Source organism: Couchioplanes caeruleus, assembly GCF_003751945.1.
In the GTDB taxonomy this organism is placed as follows: Bacteria; Actinomycetota; Actinomycetes; order Mycobacteriales; family Micromonosporaceae; genus Actinoplanes; species Actinoplanes caeruleus.
On the sequence record NZ_RJKL01000001.1, the window covers coordinates 4136212 to 4154784 of the forward strand.

The 18573-nt window shown below is 70.0% G+C and carries 18 protein-coding genes and 1 riboswitch; of the genes, 10 read left to right on the forward strand and 8 right to left on the reverse strand.

Annotated features, from left to right (window positions below; genetic code table 11):
- The first annotated feature begins 375 nt into the window (after window positions 1–375).
- From EDD30_RS18440 to EDD30_RS18480, 9 genes are all read left to right on the forward strand, one after another.
- Entirely contained in the window at window positions 376–798 is a 423-nt protein-coding gene (locus EDD30_RS18440; RefSeq protein ID WP_071808318.1) for a hypothetical protein, read from the forward strand.
- A gap of 136 nt (window positions 799–934) precedes the next feature.
- On the forward strand, window positions 935–2053 hold the full coding sequence (locus EDD30_RS18445; RefSeq protein ID WP_071808343.1) for a hypothetical protein: 1119 nt from the start codon (window positions 935–937) through the stop codon (window positions 2051–2053).
- The gene (locus EDD30_RS18450; protein ID WP_071808317.1) at window positions 2053–2742 is read left to right on the forward strand and encodes a DUF6182 family protein; all 690 of its coding nucleotides are present in this window, start codon (window positions 2053–2055) and stop codon (window positions 2740–2742) included. The genes EDD30_RS18445 and EDD30_RS18450 overlap by 1 nt, the downstream gene beginning before the upstream one ends.
- A gap of 24 nt (window positions 2743–2766) precedes the next feature.
- Entirely contained in the window at window positions 2767–3450 is a 684-nt protein-coding gene (locus EDD30_RS18455) for a hypothetical protein (RefSeq protein ID WP_211277953.1), read from the forward strand.
- Window positions 3401–5056 carry a GH3 family acyl-acid amido synthetase gene (locus tag EDD30_RS18460; RefSeq protein WP_211277952.1) on the forward strand — a complete coding sequence of 552 codons (1656 nt, stop codon included), beginning with the start codon at window positions 3401–3403 and terminating at the stop codon, window positions 5054–5056. Before EDD30_RS18455 ends, EDD30_RS18460 begins: the two co-directional genes overlap by 50 nt.
- 65 nt (window positions 5057–5121) lie before the next feature.
- Window positions 5122–5235: riboswitch (SAM riboswitch) on the forward strand.
- A 185-nt stretch (window positions 5236–5420) separates the two neighbouring features.
- Window positions 5421–6284 (forward strand): ABC transporter substrate-binding protein, encoded by an 864-nt coding sequence (locus tag EDD30_RS18465; protein WP_071808314.1) that lies wholly within the window; start codon window positions 5421–5423, stop codon window positions 6282–6284.
- A 5-nt stretch (window positions 6285–6289) separates the two neighbouring features.
- A complete protein-coding gene (locus EDD30_RS18470) occupies window positions 6290–7051 on the forward strand; it encodes an amino acid ABC transporter permease (protein ID WP_071808313.1) in 762 nt (253 codons plus the stop codon).
- A complete protein-coding gene (locus tag EDD30_RS18475; protein ID WP_071808312.1) occupies window positions 7048–7791 on the forward strand; it encodes an amino acid ABC transporter ATP-binding protein in 744 nt (247 codons plus the stop codon). The genes EDD30_RS18470 and EDD30_RS18475 overlap by 4 nt, the downstream gene beginning before the upstream one ends.
- A 9-nt stretch (window positions 7792–7800) precedes the next feature.
- Entirely contained in the window at window positions 7801–8808 is a 1008-nt protein-coding gene (locus EDD30_RS18480; protein ID WP_244945304.1) for an aldo/keto reductase, read from the forward strand.
- Here the strand turns inward: EDD30_RS18480 and EDD30_RS18485 are convergent.
- The 8 genes from EDD30_RS18485 to EDD30_RS41490 all read right to left on the reverse strand — a co-directional run bounded on the left by EDD30_RS18485 (window position 8780) and on the right by EDD30_RS41490 (window position 16902).
- The gene (locus EDD30_RS18485) at window positions 8780–9418 is read right to left on the reverse strand and encodes an ABC transporter permease (RefSeq protein ID WP_071808310.1); all 639 of its coding nucleotides are present in this window, start codon (window positions 9416–9418) and stop codon (window positions 8780–8782) included. The two genes, EDD30_RS18480 and EDD30_RS18485, sit on opposite strands and share 29 nt — an antisense overlap.
- An 82-nt stretch (window positions 9419–9500) precedes the next feature.
- The gene (locus tag EDD30_RS18490; RefSeq protein WP_071808309.1) at window positions 9501–10862 is read right to left on the reverse strand and encodes a carotenoid oxygenase family protein; all 1362 of its coding nucleotides are present in this window, start codon (window positions 10860–10862) and stop codon (window positions 9501–9503) included.
- 20 nt (window positions 10863–10882) lie between these two features.
- Window positions 10883–12343: an MFS transporter gene (locus tag EDD30_RS18495; RefSeq protein ID WP_071808308.1), complete on the reverse strand. Its 1461-nt coding sequence runs from the start codon at window positions 12341–12343 to the stop codon at window positions 10883–10885.
- An 89-nt stretch (window positions 12344–12432) separates the two neighbouring features.
- The gene (locus EDD30_RS18500; protein WP_244945305.1) at window positions 12433–14430 is read right to left on the reverse strand and encodes an ATP-binding protein; all 1998 of its coding nucleotides are present in this window, start codon (window positions 14428–14430) and stop codon (window positions 12433–12435) included.
- 4 nt (window positions 14431–14434) lie between these two features.
- Window positions 14435–14827, reverse strand: a complete 393-nt coding sequence (locus EDD30_RS18505; RefSeq protein ID WP_071808306.1) for a hypothetical protein — start codon at window positions 14825–14827, stop codon at window positions 14435–14437.
- Window positions 14824–16068, reverse strand: coding sequence for a cytochrome P450, cyclodipeptide synthase-associated (locus tag EDD30_RS18510; protein ID WP_071808305.1), 1245 nt, complete (start codon window positions 16066–16068; stop codon window positions 14824–14826). Before EDD30_RS18510 ends, EDD30_RS18505 begins: the two co-directional genes overlap by 4 nt.
- Before the next feature lie 76 nt (window positions 16069–16144).
- A complete protein-coding gene (locus tag EDD30_RS18515) occupies window positions 16145–16735 on the reverse strand; it encodes a fibronectin type III domain-containing protein (RefSeq protein ID WP_143162931.1) in 591 nt (196 codons plus the stop codon).
- 32 nt (window positions 16736–16767) lie between these two features.
- Window positions 16768–16902 carry a hypothetical protein gene (locus EDD30_RS41490; protein ID WP_280526153.1) on the reverse strand — a complete coding sequence of 45 codons (135 nt, stop codon included), beginning with the start codon at window positions 16900–16902 and terminating at the stop codon, window positions 16768–16770.
- A 107-nt stretch (window positions 16903–17009) separates the two neighbouring features.
- Between EDD30_RS41490 and EDD30_RS18525 the strand changes: the two genes are divergently transcribed.
- The gene (locus tag EDD30_RS18525; protein ID WP_071808302.1) at window positions 17010–18569 is read left to right on the forward strand and encodes a serine/threonine-protein kinase; all 1560 of its coding nucleotides are present in this window, start codon (window positions 17010–17012) and stop codon (window positions 18567–18569) included.
- The last annotated feature ends 4 nt before the right edge of the window (window positions 18570–18573 follow it).

Below are 18573 nucleotides of genomic sequence, written 5' to 3' on the forward strand. Positions count from 1 at the left end.
CGCTCCTTTGCGGACGGTCCCCGCCCACGGCCTATCAGATCGACCCAGTTGAATGAATGGGGATAGGCTGCCGCGCAGATTTGATCAGCGGGGGCTTACCTTGAGCACTTTGCGAAGAGCCGCGGTTGCGCTGCTTTTCACTCTCCTTCTCAGTGTTACGACCGCGGTTCCGGCGTCGGCGGACGAGGTCACCGCCGCCGCGGCGCCGACGGTGGCTTACATCTCGCCTCGCCCGGGTTCCTACGTCCGGACCGGGGCTGCCGTCACCATCGACGTGCGAGTCAGTGAGAAGATCGACCACGTCGTGGTCGACGACGGCAAGACCGGCGCGGAGCTGGCCCGGCTCACCGGCGAACCCGCCTCGGCGAGCGACAAGTGCGGGGTCGCCCGAGTCCATCGCTACGGACCTTTCCCTACTACCTGCCCTACTCCAACGAGGCGTTCGGCGGCACCAGCCGGACCCACACGCAGCTCACCGACTCGAACGTCGACTGGGGCCAGGACCTCGCCCGACTCGGCGACCGACTCGCCGACAAGTACCCCGGCGAACCGGTCTGGCTGGTCTACGAGGGCCGCGGCGAGCCGACCTACTACGGCATCAACGCCCGGCATCCCCTCACCGTCCCAGCAGACCAGGTACACGGACTCATCGTGGTCTCCACCACCTGCCTGCGTCTCCAGACCTGCATCCCCGCCGGAACTGACATCCCCACCGGCCCGCGCCGGCTGCAAGAGCTACTCGACAGCAGCACACACATCGACACCGTCGGCCACGCCATCCTCATCTATCGCCGATAGCCCATGATCGGCGTGCTGACCGGTGACGACGATGCGTCGGATATCTGCGTCGTTCCAGGACGACGAGGGGATGCGCCGGGACGCCGGGAGCATTCATCGTTGATCGTGAGTGGATCGGCTCGGCGAGAGGGAGACCATGACGACGTACGCACGGCCTCGGGTGCTCGTCGCGCCGGTCACCGTGACGCCGACCAAGCCGTTGACGCCCAGTCATGTCAAAGGGCTGTTGTGGGTCGACGTGTTGTGCCGGGCGACCGCCCTGGTGGCCGACGTCGATTATCGGTACAGCCTCACGACGTACAACGTCACGGCGCAGACGCTGGGCTTTTGGGCGTACCTGGATAGCGAATGTCCGGCCTTGGATCCTGAGTCGCTGACCGAGGAGGCCATCGGTAGGCATTATGTGCGGTATCAGGCACGGGCCTCGCCTCCCTCCTACGCCGTACTCCGGTCCTACGAGGAACGGGTGGAGGCGACCGGGTGGGTGCATCCGGTGAGCGCTCGATTGCTGCGGATCTGGGCCGGTCATTATGCGGCCCTGGGGCTGCACGATCCCGGGTTGACCGCCGTTCAGCCGCCCGGACTGGAAATGGCCGGGGTCTTGCACCTGCTCACCGCGCATGGGCTGTGCCTGGATCTTCGGAACGACGGCGGCCCTGTCTATCTCGATGCCACGCGGTTCGGGGTTCCGCTGCGCAGGATCGTGTCGGCCGAGGGGCAGCCGAACTACCTGGCTTGCGCTCTGCGGGATCTCCTGCCGCTGGCCGGAGAGTACGACCGTGTCGTCCTGCTGTACGACCGGGAATTGCACGCGGACTACGTACTCCTGTCCAAGGTTCTCGAAGTGGTGGGTGGCGTCATCTCCCGGGAGGTGGTGGAGCGTGTCCCGATCGACGGCGTCGTCCGCTCCAGCCGCCATGGGGGCTGGGCGGGGTACACCGTCGCGGATCTGCTGGCCGCCGTGCGGGATGCGGGTGACACCGACGCGGTACGGCTGGGCCTGCGGTTGTACTTCATCGCGGTGCTGGGTCGCGGCGTACAGCAGTCGTTCCGGATGGATCTCCTGCGCCAGTCGGTCGTCCGGGCCGGGCGGCTTCTCGCCGCCGGCTTCCCCGCCGACCCGGTCGGCATGGACCGGGTTCTGCGGCGCAGCATGGGCCACCTGGACTACGTCGACCCGTACCGGCTCACCTCGGCCCTGCTGAGCCGTGGCAATCCGCCCGTGCGGCAGCTTGCGCGGGCGGTCTTCTGCTGATGGCGACCCAGGAGCACCTCGCCGCCCTCCTGCACGAGCGGCTGATCCGAGCCGGAATCAATGCCGCCACGCTCGAGCCGGAGCATGACCACACCGTCGTCGCCGTGCTGCGCCGATTCGACGTGACAACGTTCGCGGAGTCGGCGTTGCGCTTCGCGGCGGGCCTGACCGACGAGGAGGGCGCGGACTGGCTGGCCGCTTTGACCCGCACCGCTTTCCTGGCGGGCAATCCCGTGAACCTGCGGGACCGCTTCCCTCCGTCGCACCTCGCCGCGGACGAGACGATCGCCTGGTACGGACCAGCACCGCCCGCGGACTTCACGGGGCTGCGCCGATTGCTCAAGGCCTTCCCGGCGGGCACCCTGCGAGTTCCGGCCCGGGTGACCGTCGGCGAAGTGGGAACGCACTCCTGCCGGCTGCGCCTGGCGACAGCCGGTCTGAGCACCGCCGCCTATCTCGTCCACCTGAACCACACGCTGGCCGAAGCGCTCCTCCGCGGCCTGCTCCGGCCGGGTTCGGCGCTGGTCATCGATCATGTACCGGAGCTGGCGGACGCGGACCTACGGACCGCGGCGATGATCCGGGTGCACCGGGACACCACCGATCCTGACCGCCTGCGCGCGTACACCTGCCTGAGCACCTCCGACCGTCGCGGGGACATCACGAATTCGCCGATCTCGATACGCTGAGCCGATTTCGCTTCGCTTGCGGAGGTGCTCATGCCCGGCTCGGAATTCTGGGTGCTCCTCGGTGCCGACCATGCGGGCAAATCATCGGTTCTGTCCGCGTTGGCGCGCCGCACCGGTTGGCGCGTCGCCTCCTATGACGACGACTTTCTCGGCGACGGCTTTCCCCTGGTCTCGCGGCTCCGCACCGAATTCCTCACGGAGGCGCTGAGGGAGGCGGGCCGTCGCTATTCCGCCGACTTCGTCCTCAGCATCGTGCAGACCGCCGTGGTCTTCCTGCGCGATCAAGCGCTGGCCGGCGGCATGGCCGGCCCGGTGGTGGTCGACTCCTACTACTACAAGATCTTGGCCAAGTGCCGCCTGAGTGGGCTGATCAACGAACAGATCTTCGCCTGGTGGCGTTCGTTTCCGCCGCCGCGGGAGGTCGTCTATCTGGACACCGACCCGGGCGTCGCATGGCGGCGCTCCGGGAACGGCGCCGCCGTCAACCGCTTCGAGCATTACGGCGACCGGCCGAGCCGGAAGGCGTTCGTCAGCTTCCAGGCCGATCTCCGCCGGCTCATGCTGGCGGAGGTCCAGAACGTGCCGACCAGCGTGATCGGCACCGCCGCCGACGTCGACGACATCGCCCGTCAGGTCGAGAGAATCGTGAGGAGTGATCGTGGCCATCGATCCGGAAATCGCAGCGCGGGTCGCCCAGTACCGGCGTAGGACCGTCGCCGAACGCGATGGGCTCCGCGCCGCGCTGGCGGATGCCGTCTCTCACCAGCGGCGCGCCCTCACCCACGTGCTCACCGAGAACGTCGGCACGGCCTTCGGGGTGGAGCACGGCTTCGCCGCAATCCGCGACGTCGACGAGTTCCGCGCCGCCGTGCCGATCCGTGACTACGACGCCCTGGCGCCGTGGATCCACCGGGCGGCCGACGGCGAATCACATGTCCTCACGGCCGACGATCCGGTCGTGTTCTTCATGAGCAGCGGCAGTACGGGCGACAACAAGAAGATTCCGATCACCCGCAGCTTCATGCGGCATAGCTTCTTTCCCTTCTACTACGCGGCCTGGGCCAACTTCGCCGAACACTTCCCGCGGGTACTGGAACGCGACGACACCACTCTCAATCTCAAACACGACCCGGTCCCCCGCCTCGCCACCACCGCCTCGGGCCGACCCCACGCCGGGGCCAGCCAGGTCGACTTCGGCGCGGCCTTCGGTGAGCATCTGGCGGCCGAGCCCGGCACCCGGGCGCCCTGGTCCACGCTGAGCGCCGAGGTCTGGACCGAGCACCAGTGGGACCGGTCCTACGCGCGACTCCGGCTCGCCGTCGAGTCCGATCTGCGCTGCGTCATCGGCATCAACCCCGCCATGGTGGCGGCACTGCCGTACCAGCTCGCCCAGTGGCTGCCGAGGATCGTCAAGGATCTCCACGACGGCACGCTCGACGGGAGGCCGTTCGGCGCCGCCAACCGCGCCCGGGCCGCGGAGCTGGAGCGGCTCGCCGCATACCACGGCACGTTGCTGCCGGCTCACGTCTGGCCGAACATGGAGCTCATCTTCTGCTGGACGACGGGGCTGGCCTCGCTCTACCTGCCTCGGCTCCGGGAGAGCTTCGGTCCCCGGGTGACCGTCCTACCGGCTCCGGTCGCCGCGTCCGAGGGTCCCGTCGCCGTGGCCCTGGACCGCCACGCGACGGCCGGTTCCCTGATCGTTCCGGCCGCCCTGTACGAGTTCGTCCCCGCCGACGAGGACCTGCGCCCGGACAGTGCGACCCTGCTCATGGAGGAGCTCGCCGAGGGGCAGGAGTACCACGTCGTCTTCACCCACGTCGGCGGGCTCTACCGGCACGCCGTGGGCGACGTGGTGCGCGTGGTCGACCGGGTGGCCGGGGTGCCCCGCGTCGAGTACGCCGGGCGTCGCAACCTCAGCGATGTGGCCGGCGAGCGGCTCCGCGAGTCGCACGTCGTCCGCGCGCTGCGTACCGCGCTGGACCGCACCGGCCTGGAGGTCGTCAACGCGACCTGCCGTCCGATCCGGGGGAGCTACGAGTTCGCCGTGGCTTCCTTCACCGACTGGGGAGCCGATGAGGTCGGGGCGCTGACGACGGCGCTGGACGCCGCGCTGAGCGGCATCGCCGACGGCTACCGCGCCGCCCGGGCCGGCGGCCGGCTGGATGCCGCGAAGCTGCACGTGGTCGGGGCCGAGCGGTTCGCCGAGGACTGGCACCACCGGGTCGCGCAGGGCGTGCGTCCCGCCCAGGTGAAGGACCGCGTCTTCCAGCGTGACGACGCGAGCTGGGAGCGTCTGCTCAGTCCCCTATGACAGAGCGTGAGCGTTGTCATAACGGCTGGACGACCCACCGTGAGGGGCTGCTAGCCTCGAATCCAGGTCATGAGCGCCAGCATCGAGCCCCGGCTTGCTGGCCGGCAACCCTCCTCCGCGGTGGGGTGCCCCGGGTGAAGACCAGGCACCGGAGCAAGGCTCCCGTGCAAGCGTGGCCTGGTTCCCAGGTCATTACCGACCTAGGAGAACCATGTCTTCCCGCAGTTCTGGCGCACCGGCCCTGACCCGGCGCCGGCACGTCGACATGATGCGGATCTGCAGCGCCGTGTGTCGGCCCTGCGCTGCGCGCTAGACCGCGCCCACACCCCTCTTTCTCGATACGCCCCTTTCTCAGGAGACCCCTGTGCGAGTTCTGCCTGCCCTCATCCGGGCCGCCGCCCTCGGCGTTGCCGCGATCCTCGGCACCACCATGCTCACCGCTTGCAGCGACGCGGCGTCCAGCTCGGCCGACAACCCGTACGGCCTACAGCAGCCCGGTGTACTGCGGACCGGGACGCTCACCGACGCGCCGCCGAACGTCTATCTGAAGGACGGCAAGTTCACCGGCTTCGACAACGACCTGCTCACCGCGGTCGCTGCCAAGCTCGGTCTGAAGGTGGAGTTCGTCGGCACCGACTTCTCCGCCCTGCTGTCCCAGGTCAACAACCGCAAGTTCGACGTCGGCAGTTCCTCGATCACCGTGACCGAGGCGCGCAAGAAGACGGTCGACTTCGGCAACGGGTACGACTTCGGCTACTTCGGACTCGACGTACCGGCGAACTCCACCATCACCAGCTTCGACCAGCTCAGCGGCAAGCGGGTCGTGGTCGTGCAGGGAACCGTCCAGGACGACTACGCCACCGGCAAGGGCCTCGACCCGGTGCGGGTGCCCGACTACAACGGCGCCATCAACCAGCTCAAGGCCGGCACGGCCGACGCCTGGATCGCGCCTGCGGAGATCGGCGAGAAGTCGGCCGCGGACAGCGGCTTCAAGATCAAGGTGGCGGCCAAGCAGCTCAGTCCCGCCCCGACCGCGTACGCGGTGGCGAAGGGCAACAACGCGCTGCGCGAGGCGCTGAACAAGGGCCTCGACGAGGTCATCGCCGACGGCACCTGGAAGCGACTCCAGGAGCAGTACTACCCGGGCCGCCCGATTCCCGCCGGTTTCACGCCGGGCAGCGGAAAGGCCGCAGCTTCGCCGAGCACGTCGGCTTCGGCCACCTCCTGACAAGGATGAGCACCCTCTGGGAGACCTTCTTCGACTGGTCGTCGATGCGGGCGGCGCTGCCCGAGATGCTGACCGTCGGGCTTCGCAACACGCTGGTGCTGGCGGTTTCCGCCGCCCTGCTCGGCTCGGTGCTCGGCCTGCTGCTGGCGGTCGCCGGCATCTCGCGTACCCGCTGGTTGCGCTGGCCGGCCCGGGTCTACACCGACGTGTTCCGCGGTCTCCCCGCCGCGGCGACCATTCTGTTGATCGGGGTCGGGCTGGCACCGCTCGGCATGGAGATCTGGGGGCCCAACCCGTACCCGCTGGGGATCCTGGCGTTGTCGCTCATCGCGGCGGCATACATCGGCGAGATCTTCCGGGCCGGCATCCAGTCCGTGGAGGCCGCCCAGCTCGAGGGGGCCCGGGCGCTGGGCTTCTCCTGGTCCGAGTCGATGCGGCTGGTGATCATCCCGCAGGGGGTCCGCCGGGTCCTGCCGGCCTGGGTGAACCAGTTGATCGCCCTGATCAAGGACTCCAGCCTGGTCTACTTCCTCGGCCTGGTGGCCAGCCAGCGGGAGCTGTTCCGGATCGGCCAGGACCACGCCGCCACGACCGGCAACGAGTCCGCGCTGCTGCTGGCGGGGCTCTTCTATCTCGCGCTGACCGTGCCGCTGACCCACGTCGTCAACTGGATCGACCGACGGCTGCGGCACGGCCGGCCGCCGGCCACGGACGACGACGACACGGATCTGGCACTGTCCGGCGCAGTACAGGGGAATGAACGATGACGGCCGCCACCACCACCTCGGTCAGCCTGAGCCTCCGCGACATCCACCTGGCGTTCGGGCCGAACCGGGTGCTGCGCGGCGTGGACCTCGACGTGGCCCGCGGGGAGACCGCGTGTGTCATCGGCCCGTCCGGCTCCGGCAAGTCGACGCTGTTGCGCACCATCAACCGCCTGATCGAGCCGGATCGCGGTGACGTGCTGCTGGACGGCCGCAGCGTACTGGGGGAAAGCCCGGACCGGCTGCGGCAGCGGGTCGGGATGGTGTTCCAGCAGTTCAATCTCTTTCCCCACATGAGCGTGCTGCACAACATCACTCTGGCGCTGCGCCGGCTCAAGAAGCTCTCCGAGGACGAGGCGGTGGCGATCGCCCGCGCCCAGTTGGAGCTCGTCGGGCTCGCCGCCAAGGCCGACGCCCGGCCGGCCCACCTGTCCGGCGGGCAGCAGCAGCGCGTCGCGATCGCCCGCGCCCTGGCGTTGCAGCCGCAGGTGATGCTCTTCGACGAGGCCACGTCCGCACTCGACCCGGAACTGGTCAAGGGCGTGCTGGGCCTGATGGCGGACCTGGCGGCCGAGGGTATGACCATGGTCGTGGTCACCCACGAGATGGGGTTCGCTCGGGAGGTCGCCGATACCGTGGCCTTCATGGACCGGGGTGTCGTGCTCGAGGCCGGCGCGCCGGCCGAGATCTTCGAGCGGGCCACCCACCCCCGGCTGCGCCGGTTCCTCTCCCAGGTCCTTTAACCTTGATCAATGGAACTTCGCAGGCTCGGCGCCGCAGGACCAGAAATTTCACGCCTTGCGCTGGGGGCGATGACGTTCGGGCAGGAGGCCGACGAACATGCCTCCCACGCGATCCTCGACGCCTTCGTCGAGGCGGGCGGCACCCTCATCGACACCGCGGACGTCTACGGCGACGGCCGCAGTGAAGAGATCATCGGACGATGGCTGAAGGCCCGTCCGGAGCTGCGCGACCGTCTCGTCATCGCCACCAAGGCGCGGTTCCCGATCACCGGCCAGCCGGGCGCGGGACTCAGCAGGGAATACCTGCATCGGGCCCTGGAGGCCAGTCTGCGCCGGCTGGGTCTCGATCGGATCGACGTGTACCAGGCGCATGGCCCCGATCCTCGCGTACCTCTGGATGAATTCGCGCAGTTCGCAGAAGAGGCGATCGGTGCCGGGAAGATCACTCACTCCGGGCTGAGCAACTTCACCGGATGGCAGATCGTCCTGGCCCATGCCGGCTGTGTCCGGCGCGGCGTCGAAGCGCCGATATCGCTGCAACCCCAGTACAGCTTGCTTGTGCGGGAGCCGGAGTGGGAGCTGCTGCCCGCTGTGGAGTCGCTCGGCATGGGTGCCATGGTGTGGGGTCCGCTCGGCGCGGGCTGGCTGACCGGCAAGTACCGGCGGGGAGAGGGGCTGCCGTCCGACAGCCGGCTCGGAGACGATCCGGATCGGGGCCTGGAGGCGCTCTCCCGGCGCGGGACCGACCGGACCTGGCGCATTGTCGAGACGCTGCTGGATGTCGCCGATCAGCACGGCTTCACCCCGGCTCAGACGGCACTGGCCTGGGTGATGGACCGGCCCGGCGTCAGCGCCGCGCTGGTCGGCGCGCGCACCGCCGGACAGTTGCGGGACTGCCTGGCGGCCGCGGACCTGCACCTGGACCCGGCCGCCACGCAGCGCCTGGACGCCGTCAGCGAGCCGCCGACGCCGGACTATCCCTACGCCTTCATCGCCGAGATATCCGAGACGCACTGACCTCGGCGAGTGAGATGAGGCGGCGTTGTTCGAGGACCGCGGCGGCGGCGTAGGCGCCGCCGCCGGCGATGGCGAGGATCCAGAACAGGCCGGGAGTGCCGAAGAAGAGTGCCGTGGTCGAGATGAGGGCGAGCCAGGCGCCGAGGCCGTAGTGCATGAGATTGCGGCGTACGGCGCCCTCGGCGAGATAGAGCAGGCCGACGACGAGGCCGGAGCCGATCGGCCACAGGATGGACTGGAGTTCCGGCATGCCGAGGTGGGCCGTCAGGGCGGTGATGGCGAAGAACAGGGCGATGAAGCCGATGACCCAGCCGGCGCCGAGGAGCTTGCAGGCGAGGACGTCCGGCTCGCTGGCCGCGCGCTGGACCCGTGACGAGGCGATGGTGGCCTGGGTGATGCCGACTATCAGCCCGATGCCGAGCAGCGCCGTCGGCAGCCAGCCGGGCAGGTCGAGCAGAGGAGTGTCGCCCTGGGAGACCGCGGCGGCACCGTGGCCGCCCAGATAGGCGAGCCCGAAGCTGACGTACGTCGCCCGGCTGTCGATCTCGATCAGGCGGCGGGGACGACCGGCGCGGGGAGCGATCGGCGCAACGGCGGTGGCGAGGGACATGGCGGAAGCCTCCAATGTGGTTGGTCGGTGAGGAGAAACGGGCGGCGGCCGGCCTGTGGATCCGGCGCCGCCCGTCGCGGGGTCAGTTCTCGTTGTTGTCCAGCTCGCTGTCGGGGATCCAGGAGCCGTGGATGCCGGCGGTCACCCGGCGCGGCAGGTGGACGGTAGCGACCCGGTTGAGGCCGACGGCGTCCAGGACCAGCAACTGCGAGGAGTCCTGCTTGAGGTCGGAGATCACGGTGAGCAGGTAACCGTCGTCCTCGTTGGTGGCGCCGGCCGCGGGGACGAACACCGCCTCGCTGGGCATCCGGGCGTCGCCCACCTGGTGGATCCGGCGGGCGCCGGTGGTGCGGTCGTACTTGACGACGCCGTAGCCGCCGAAGCCCTCCTGGTCCGGGAAGGACACCGCATATCCGTAGCGGTTCTCGGCGCCCAGGTAGTCCTCGTTGAGGGTCGGGAACTCCACCGCGAGGTCGTCGATGATCTGCTCGTCGACGGTGCCGGCCGCCAGGTCGATCATCCAGCGGCGGATGTACGAGCGGGCGTTGGGCTCGCTGCCACGCCCGGGCGCGCCGACCCACCAGTTCCAGGAGAGCTGGAAACCCTCGCGGTCCACGGTGGGACCTTCCAGGACGATGCGGCCCTGGCTGTCCTCGTACGCGTTGGAGACGTGCAGCATGTTGCCGGGCTCGATCGAGAACCAGCGGATGTGCCGGGTGCCGTCACTGCCGTGGGGCATGACGCCGATGCGCGCCGGCTGCTGGTCGCTCCAGGCGTACGGAATGCCGGAGTGCTCGGTGGGATCGAAGGTGACGTTGCCTTCGACGAAGACCACGTGCCGGCGGGTGATGGCGAAGTCGTGCTTGAGGGAGGCGGTCGCTCCCGGGATCTCGGCGCTGTGGACGATCTCGCCCTTGGCGTCGGAGACGTAGTACATCAGGTACGGCGGAAACGGCGACGAGCCGAAGAAGTGCAGCTCGCCGGTCACCGGGTCTTCCTTGGGGTGCGCGGTCATGGCGGTGCGCAGCTTGCCGTCGAAGTCGAAGGCGCCGACCGTCTCCAGGTCCGCGGTGAGCTCGAACGGCAGGTTCGCCTCGCAGAGCGCGAGCAGCCGTCCCGCGTGCTCGATGACGTGGGTGCCGGCGGTGCTGGCGGCCAGGTCCGGGCCGCGCTCGGTCATGTACGGGGCGCCGTCCAGGGCGGGAGTGTGCACCCAGCGGTTGCGGTACCACTCGGCGCGGCCCTCCCGCAGGCGGATCCCGTGAACCATGCCGCTGCCCTTGAACCAGTGGGTGGGGGTGACGCCGGGCTTGGGGTTGTGGCTGTTGCGGATGAAGCGGCCGGTCAGCTCGGGGGGCAGCGTGCCCTCGACGGTGAGGTCGAGGCCGGTGACCTCGTCGGCGACGGGGGTGTAGTGGCCGGTCAGGTACGGCTTGCTGGTCATCTTCTCTCCTCTGTGCGCAGTCAGTTGGCTGTCGTGGTCGCGGCTGTTCGGCGCGGCAGGGCGCCGCGGGTCCGGCCGGTGCGGCGGGTGAGCGGTACGGCCAGGAGTGCGGTGACGGCGAGGACCGCGGCCGACACCGCGAAGGCGATTCGATATCCGGCGGTGAGCGCCTCCAGTGGGGGCTGGTGGGTGGATGCCTGGGCGGTGACGGAGCCGGCCAGGGTGGCCAGCGCGGCGAGGCCGATCGCGCCGCCCACCTGGCGGGTGGTGTTCACCAGCCCGCCGGCGAGGCCCGCGTCCTGCGGGGGGACGCCGTCCACGGACAGGGCGGTGAGCTGGACGAAGGCGACGCTGAGGCCGAGTCCGACCAGGACGCTCGCACCGAGGACGTCGACGAGGTAGCTCCCGTCGGTGCTCATCCGGGACAGCCACAGCAGTCCGGCGGCCTCGGTGAGCAGGGCCAGCGTCACGGTCGCGGTGCCGCCGAGGCGCCGGGCGACGGCGGGTGTCAGGGCGGCACCGAGCATGTTGGCCACGGCGAGCGGGAGTTGCCCGGCCCCGGTGGCCAGGGGGCTCATACCGAGGACCTGTTGCTGGTAGAGCGGCAGGAAGAAGAACAAGGCGATCCACACGGATCCCAGCAGTGCCATCAGCAGGTTGCCCGCGGCGACCCGGCCGGTGGCGAACAACCGCGGTGGTATCAGGGCGTCCGGGCGGCGACGCTCGATCACGGCGAAGGCGGCGAGCAGCGCACCCGCGCCGAGGAGGGCGCCCAGCACCGTGGCGTCCGTCCAGCCGGCGCCGCGGGCGGTCGTCAGCCCCCAGACCAGGCTGGTGAGGGCGAGCGTGACGGTGGCGGTGCCCAGCAGGTCGAAGCCCCCGGCCTTCTGCGCGGCAGCCTCTGGTACGAGCGCCACCACGGCGACCATGACCAGCGCCGACAGGAGCGCGATGGAGTGGAAGACCCAGGACCAGCCCCACGCCTGGGTGAGTACGCCGCCCAGCAGCACGCCGCCGGCCCCGCCCGCGCCGGAGACCGCGCCCCAGACGCCGAGGGCCTTGCCGCGCCCGGCTCCGGACGGGAACAGGCCCATCGCCAGGGCGAGCGCGGCCGGGGCGATGGCGGCGGCGCCGATACCCTGCACGGCGCGGGCCGCGATCAGCACGCCGGGGGACGCGGCCAGCCCCGCCGCGAGGGAGGATCCCGCGAACAGCGCGAGGCCGGCGATCAGCACCCGGCGGCGGCCGAGCAGGTCGGCCGCCCGTCCTCCGGCCAGCAGCAGCGCCCCGAACGCCAGGCCGTAGGCGTTGACCACCCAGGTGATGCCGCCGTCCGACAGGCCCACCCCGGCACGGATCTGCGGCAGCGCCACGTTCACGATCGAGGTGGCGAGCATGACGGTGAACTGCGCCGCGGCGAGCGCCGTGAGCGCGACCGTCGGCGAGAGGCGTGCCTTGCCCTGGGGGCGTCGGAGGTTCATGACGCACAGCCTGTGGGCGAGCGCTGTTCACTCTCCAGGCCTGGCGAGGGCGAGGACTGTCCAGTCCTGTCCGCACCTGTCCACCCGGCCTATCGGACGCCGTGCAGCTCCCACTGCCACAGGGCATCGCAGAGCAGGTCAAGGCCGTGGCGCAGGTGGCGGCGATAGGTACCGTACGGCAAGCCGAGGCGGCGGGCGGCGGCCTCCTGCGTGGGCGCACCGGAGAAGTAGCCCGCCGTCAGGGCGTCGCGGGCCCGCACTCCGCGCGGATCCTGGGCCAGTTCGTCGACGGCCTGGCGCAGCAGGTCGCGCAGCTCCGCGACGGGATCGGCGAGGTCGGCCGCAAGGCGGACGCGCATCAGGGCACAGGCGGCGAAGGCGGCGGCATCGCGCCAGTGCACCAGGGCCTCGCGGACGGCTTGGTCGAAGGCGCTGCGCGAGACTCCGGACGGGCCGGACTGCAACGGTACGTCGGTGGCCGAGATGAAACGGCGTAGCCAGTTCTCGACGGGCATCCGCCGCCAGTCGATGCCGAACACTCCGTACGTGTGGGCACCGACCCGCGGCCGCTCGCCGGTGTCCACAAGGGTGCCCTTGACGCGCGCGGACCAGGCCTCGGCGTCGCGCCAGACCGCGAAGCCGTACGCGCGACCGCGGGCCCGGGCGGACTCCGCCTGGGCCCGGGAACTACTCAGGTCGATGACCCGCGAGGGAACCTGGTATCGCTCGGGGTAGACCGTGAATCGGCTGATGCCGATGTGTTCGCCCGGGCTCACCGGCGCGGTGGCGTCCGCATGACGCCAGGCCGCCGCCACGACGGGGTCGGTAACAAGATCCTGGGGGTCGGGCGGGGCCGACAGGGCGAGCCGGGCGGTGAAAGCGACGGTCCGGCCCGTGCTGACGAGACGATAGACGCTGAACGCCTGCGGCTGGCGATCCATCCAGTAGCGGACCAGCTCGGCGGATTCGGGCCCCTCGGTCTCCTCGGCCATGCCCAGGATGACATCGATGTCATCCTCGTGCAGAGGACGGTCGTGCACCTCTTCGTCGCGAGACCACGTACGCACCCGGGCCAGGCTCTCCACCTCGCGGAAGAGGTAGAAGAGCTCGTCCGTGACGGTCCAGACCCGCTCCTCGGGTGCCTCACGCAGAATGCGCAGATACTCCTCCATCAACCGCTCGCGCATCGCCACGAAGGCGTGGGGTGCGCGCCAGCGCAGGTCGGCGGCGAGCGTCTCGCGCGCGGCGTCGTGCGGGTGCAGCCCCCGATGGGTGGCCTCCATGAAGGGCAGATCCCTCAGCCAGGAGAAGAGCTCGGGGGCATCCTCGTCGGGCAGCACCGCGGCGAGCAGTTCCTCGGATGTCGAGTGCGCCTGCGCCGCGACCTCGAGGGCGCGGCGGTGGGCCGCCGTCGGCACCTCGCCGATCAACCCGGCCAGCAGGGTGCGCAGCACGTCGGCCGAGGGCGCCCGCATGTCGTCCCTGCTCCAGCCCGGCATTCCCGCGGCGGCCGCCAGCGACAGGGCCAGCGGGTTGCCGCCGGCGAAGCGGAGCACCCGGTCCCGCAGCTCGGGCCGGATCTGCGCCGCGGTCAGCAGGCTCCGGGACTGTTCCTCGGAGAACGGCTGAAGCTCGGTGACGTGCAGAACCCCGGCCCAGGCGGGATCGGCCGCCCATTGCGCCTGCGGCGGGATCCGGCCGGCCAGTACGACGAGGGCACCGGCCGCGGCGCGGGGAAGGAGCCGCTGCCACAGCCAGCTTTCCAGCCACTGACAGTGCTCGAACGAGTCCAGGAACAGCACCGTGCCGGGAACATCCAGGAAGCCGCCGGCCGCGCGCTCGAAGTCGGCCGGGTCCCGGCTGGTGAACCGGCCGTCGAGCTCGACGAACGGGCGTCCCGCGGAGCGTGCCTGGTCCGTCAGCCGCCGCAGCAGCGCCGACTTGCCGATGCCACCGGGCCCGAACACATAGAACGCGAACGGCGCCTGCGGATCCCCGCTCAGCGCCTCCTCGAAGCGTCTGAGCTCCGTCTCCCGGCCGATGAAGGCGCGCGCCCGCGCACTGCTCAGCCTCTCACCCAGGGACACCATCTCAGCGGATGCGTCCCAGGTTCTCGTCTTCCGAGTGGCCGGAGACCAGCCGAGTGGTCTCTTCGATGCGATGGAAACGCCCGTCGGGGGCGCACTCGCCGAAGAGGTACACCTCGGTGCGGGAGGTGCGGCCGTTGTGCTGAGTGATCGTGACCGTGTGGCGATCGGCGTAGCGCAGCCCGTCGCGGAGTTCTTCGTGGACCTCGACCTGTCCGCTCTGGACGACGGAGCGCAGGCGGGTGATGTGCTGGGCGAAGGCGGTGCGGTCGCTCCAGACACCGTCGGTGCGCTGGCGGTAACCCGGGGCGAAGTGCCGGTCGATGGCCTCGGCGAGGTCGGGGATCGGATCGAACAGCAGATCGTTCAGGGCTCGGGCGATGTCGGTCGGCGTCATTGCCGTCTCCTGGAGGGGGATGGCGGAACGGGAGTGAAGTCCAGGCTCAGAGATACGGGGCCGCGAGTGTACAGACCGGCCTCCAGGTAGCGGAAACCCTCGCTGAAGCGCACTTCGTCGAGCAGGGGCAGGAGCATCGCGGCGACGGTCTCGATCTCGGCACGGGCGAAGGCGGTGCCGACGCACTGATGGAGCCCGGCACCGAAGGCAAGGTGCTGGGCGGCGGCGGTGAAGGCGCGGGCGGTGCCCAGGTCCGGGCGGTGCATGTCGAAGGCGTCCGGGGCGGCGAAGACCTCGGGGTCCCGGTTGGCCGCGCCGATCATGCAGAAGACGGTGGCGCCCGCGGGTACGGTGCCGCCCGCGAACACAGCGTCCCGCTCCGCCTGCCGGGGGATGAGCTGGACCGGTGGCGTGTAGCGCAGGGTCTCGGCGATCGCGGCGGGTAGCAGGGCGGGATCCCGGCGGACCTCGGCCAACTGCGCGGGATGGTCGATGAGGTGCTTGAAGAGCAGCGCGAGGGTCTTGTCGGCGGGCTCGGCGGCGGCGACCAGGACGTTGTTGACCAACGCGATGATCTCGCGGTTGCTCATGGCGATGCCGTCGAACTCGGCGGTGCACAGCATCGAGATGAGGTCGTCGCCGGGCCGGCGACGCCGCTGCTCGATGATCGGGACGAGATAGGCCTCCAGCTCCTCGGCGCAGGTCATGCAATGCCGGCGGCGTTCGGGGGTGAGAGCGATGGTGGTGATGAACTCGGCGATCCCGCTGTGCCAGGCGGCGATCTGCCGCGAGTCCGCCTTGTCCAGGCCGAGGACGTCCAGCGTCACGTGGACGGCGAAGGGCTTGCCGAAGTCGTTGACGAGGTCCACCCGGCCCTGGGGAAGGAACGGCGCGATGAGCTCCGCGGCGTTGGCGTGGATGGCGCGTACCTGATCGTGGAGGGCCTGCCCGGTGAAGCCCCGGACGACGATCTTCCGCTTGGCGGTGTGCTCGGCCCCGGTCATCTGGGCGAGGACCGGCCCGCGCATCACCGGCTCGGCGCGCTCCTGCAACGTCTCGGTGCTGAACCCTTCGTGGTCGGTCAGCACCCTCTTTACGTCGTGATGACGGGAGACGAAGTAACTGTTGATCGAGGGCTCGTAGTGCACCGGCAACTGCTCCCGCAGCCGCGGGAAATGTCGGTAGGGGTCGGCGGCGAAGTCGTCGGACAGGATGCTGAAACCGGACTCGGCCGGGACCATGGCAACGGGCCTCTCACGGTTGCTAAATGCTCTAGCAACCGTATCAAGGCCTTACAAGGGCACCGGATCCCTGACGTCAGGTGGCGGTGGTGACGACGGCGGACCGGGCGATGGTGGCCGCGAGATTGCCGTTCTGCCAGGAGGTCGCACGGACGACGTCGACCGAGAACGTGTACGGAGTGCCGGGCCGCAGTCCGGTGATGGTGGCGGAGAGCGGGGAGCACTTGTCGCCGGGCTTGACCTCCTGCCACTTCAGCGGAGCCTGCCGGCCGGAGACCAGTCGCTGGGGGATGCTCGTGATGCGGTAGGTGCGCACGTTCTTGTCACTGGCGTGGAACCACCGGACGGTGGCACTCGTCGCGCCGGCCACCACGTCCAGCCCGGCGATCTTGCCGGGCTGGAGGCTGCCGTTGCAGCGGGGATCCATCGGCTCGCCGGCATCTTCGGGCGACGACGACTCGGCAGGGGCCGGGGGCGCGAGCGTGGGTACCGCGGTGGGCGTCGGCGCCGCCTTCACCGGAACCGGCTCCTCCTGCCGCGCACCCTCCTGCACGACGATCCAGCCGGCTGACGGCTCGGCCGCCACCGGCTCCGCCGCCTCGGTGCCGGCGCCGCCGAGCACCTCGGGCACCGCGCAGCCGCCGAGCCCGACAGGGATAAGCGTCACAGCCGCCAGCCGCAGACTCCAGCTACGAACGGTCACCGGCACCCCTTCCCATAGGCCGCGTCAAGGTACGGATCGGCCACCGACGCAGCCGGCTGAGCCGCTTCTTCCAGGTCGCTCCGATCCCGCAGGTCGTTGATCTTTTGGACATCGACGATCTCGTTTGCCATGCTCTCCAGCCGAGGAAGGGCGGGCCTCTCCCCACCGAGGCAGGCCTCTCCCACCGAGGAGGGGCGGGCCCCTCCGGCCGAGGCAGGGCAACAGCCGAGGAGCGTCGATGGACGACCAGCACTGGACGGTGCATGTCGCCGCGGGCTACCGCGTCGGCCCGTGGCAGGTGACGCGGGGACTGGCCAGCGGGAGCTGGAGCAGCGTCTATGCCGCGGTGCACGAAGGAGCGGCGGAGGGACCGCGGCACGCCGCGCTGAAGTTCCTACCGACCGGCACGCTGACCCCACGTCAGCTTTCCCATCTCGCCGCCATGACGGACCGCGAACTCTCCGCGCACCGGCGGCTCGACCATCCCCACGTGATCTCGGTGCTGGGCACCTATGTGGTCGACGATCCCGGCACTCCCGATCTCGACGGGGCCACGGTGATCGCGATGGAGCTTGCCGAACGCTCGACGGCCGCGGCACTGGCCGACGCCGACGGTCGAGGGCTGGCCGATGCACCCCGGCTCATCGAGGAGATCTGTGCCGGCCTCGCCCACCTGCACGCGTCCGGGTGGGTGCACGGCGATCTGAAACCGAGCAACATCCTGTTGATGGCGGACGGCTCGGTCCGGCTGGCCGACTTCGGGCTCTCCGCCGAGTTGAACGGCACGCACGCCTATCTACCGCCCGGCGGTTCCGCCGATCACATGCCACCGGAACGGTGGGCCGAGGGCATCACCCCCGACGGCACCCTCGTACGCCAGACAGCGGACATCTGGGCACTTGGGGTCACCGCATGTCAGCTTCTCTCCGGCCGCCTGCCGTTCCCCGGCGTGACGTCACGCGCCCGCATGGCGGCGGCCTCCGCGTATGCCGAGGGCCGCGGCAATCTCTCGCTGCCGGCCACCATTCCTCCCCAGTGGCAGCAGTTCATCGCCGACTGCCTGGCCCCGGATCATGCCGGTCGCGCCGCACACACCGCCGCGGAGCTGGCGAGAAGAGCACGCGCCGCGGCCCAGGGGGACTCGGCGACGGATACGAGAACCGTCGCCTCCTCGAGCATCATCCGGCGCTTCTCCCGCAACCGGCGCACGGCCGGCGCGGTGGGATCCATCGCGGTGGCCTCGTGCATCGCTTCCCTCGCGGTGTGGAAGCCCTGGGAAGCGAGCGCCGGTGCGACCCCGGAGCCGAAGAGTTCGGCGAGCGGATACGAGCGGTATTTCCGCACGGACATGGACATCCCGCCCCAGTACTACGACCTCATCGTGACGGCCGGGACGAAGTGCCCGAGCTATCCCGCCGTGACGCCGTACCTGGTGGCGGCCATTCTCAAGACGGAGAGCAACTTCGATCCCACTCTGCACGATCCCGGCAAGGACGAGTACGGCATCGCCCGGTGGACGCCCAGCGTCCTGCAGTATTACCTGCCGGCGGAACAGCGGAAGGTGGTGCCGAAACCACCGTTCCCGCCGGATATGTCCATCCCGCACGTGGGCGACTTCCTCTGCAGATTCGCGCCTGAGCTGCGTGACATCCCGGGAGACCCGAGGATCAACCTGGTCGCGACATGGCGCACCTCCGCCGAGATGGTTCGCGCGGCCAATGGCGTGCCCGACCGCCCGGCCCTGCGGGAGTACATGCCGCGGTTGCGCGCGAACCTCGATGCCTATCAGCCGAAGTAGTTCC

Bases quoted from the DNA above. Each gene is read 5' to 3' on its own strand.
- EDD30_RS18505 (WP_071808306.1), bottom strand. From the start codon at position 14,827: ATGACGCCGACCGACATCGCCCGAGCCCTGAACGATCTGCTGTTCGAT.
- EDD30_RS18480 (WP_244945304.1), top strand. From the start codon at position 7,801: ATGGAACTTCGCAGGCTCGGCGCCGCAGGACCAGAAATTTCACGCCTT.
- EDD30_RS18490 (WP_071808309.1), bottom strand. From the start codon at position 10,862: ATGACCAGCAAGCCGTACCTGACCGGCCACTACACCCCCGTCGCCGAC.
- EDD30_RS18475 (WP_071808312.1), top strand. From the start codon at position 7,048: ATGACGGCCGCCACCACCACCTCGGTCAGCCTGAGCCTCCGCGACATC.
- EDD30_RS18450 (WP_071808317.1), top strand. From the start codon at position 2,053: ATGGCGACCCAGGAGCACCTCGCCGCCCTCCTGCACGAGCGGCTGATC.
- EDD30_RS18470 (WP_071808313.1), top strand. From the start codon at position 6,290: ATGAGCACCCTCTGGGAGACCTTCTTCGACTGGTCGTCGATGCGGGCG.
- EDD30_RS41490 (WP_280526153.1), bottom strand. From the start codon at position 16,902: ATGGCAAACGAGATCGTCGATGTCCAAAAGATCAACGACCTGCGGGAT.
- EDD30_RS18525 (WP_071808302.1), top strand. From the start codon at position 17,010: ATGGACGACCAGCACTGGACGGTGCATGTCGCCGCGGGCTACCGCGTC.
- EDD30_RS18495 (WP_071808308.1), bottom strand. From the start codon at position 12,343: ATGAACCTCCGACGCCCCCAGGGCAAGGCACGCCTCTCGCCGACGGTC.
- EDD30_RS18485 (WP_071808310.1), bottom strand. From the start codon at position 9,418: ATGTCCCTCGCCACCGCCGTTGCGCCGATCGCTCCCCGCGCCGGTCGT.
- EDD30_RS18510 (WP_071808305.1), bottom strand. From the start codon at position 16,068: ATGGTCCCGGCCGAGTCCGGTTTCAGCATCCTGTCCGACGACTTCGCC.
- EDD30_RS18445 (WP_071808343.1), top strand. From the start codon at position 935: ATGACGACGTACGCACGGCCTCGGGTGCTCGTCGCGCCGGTCACCGTG.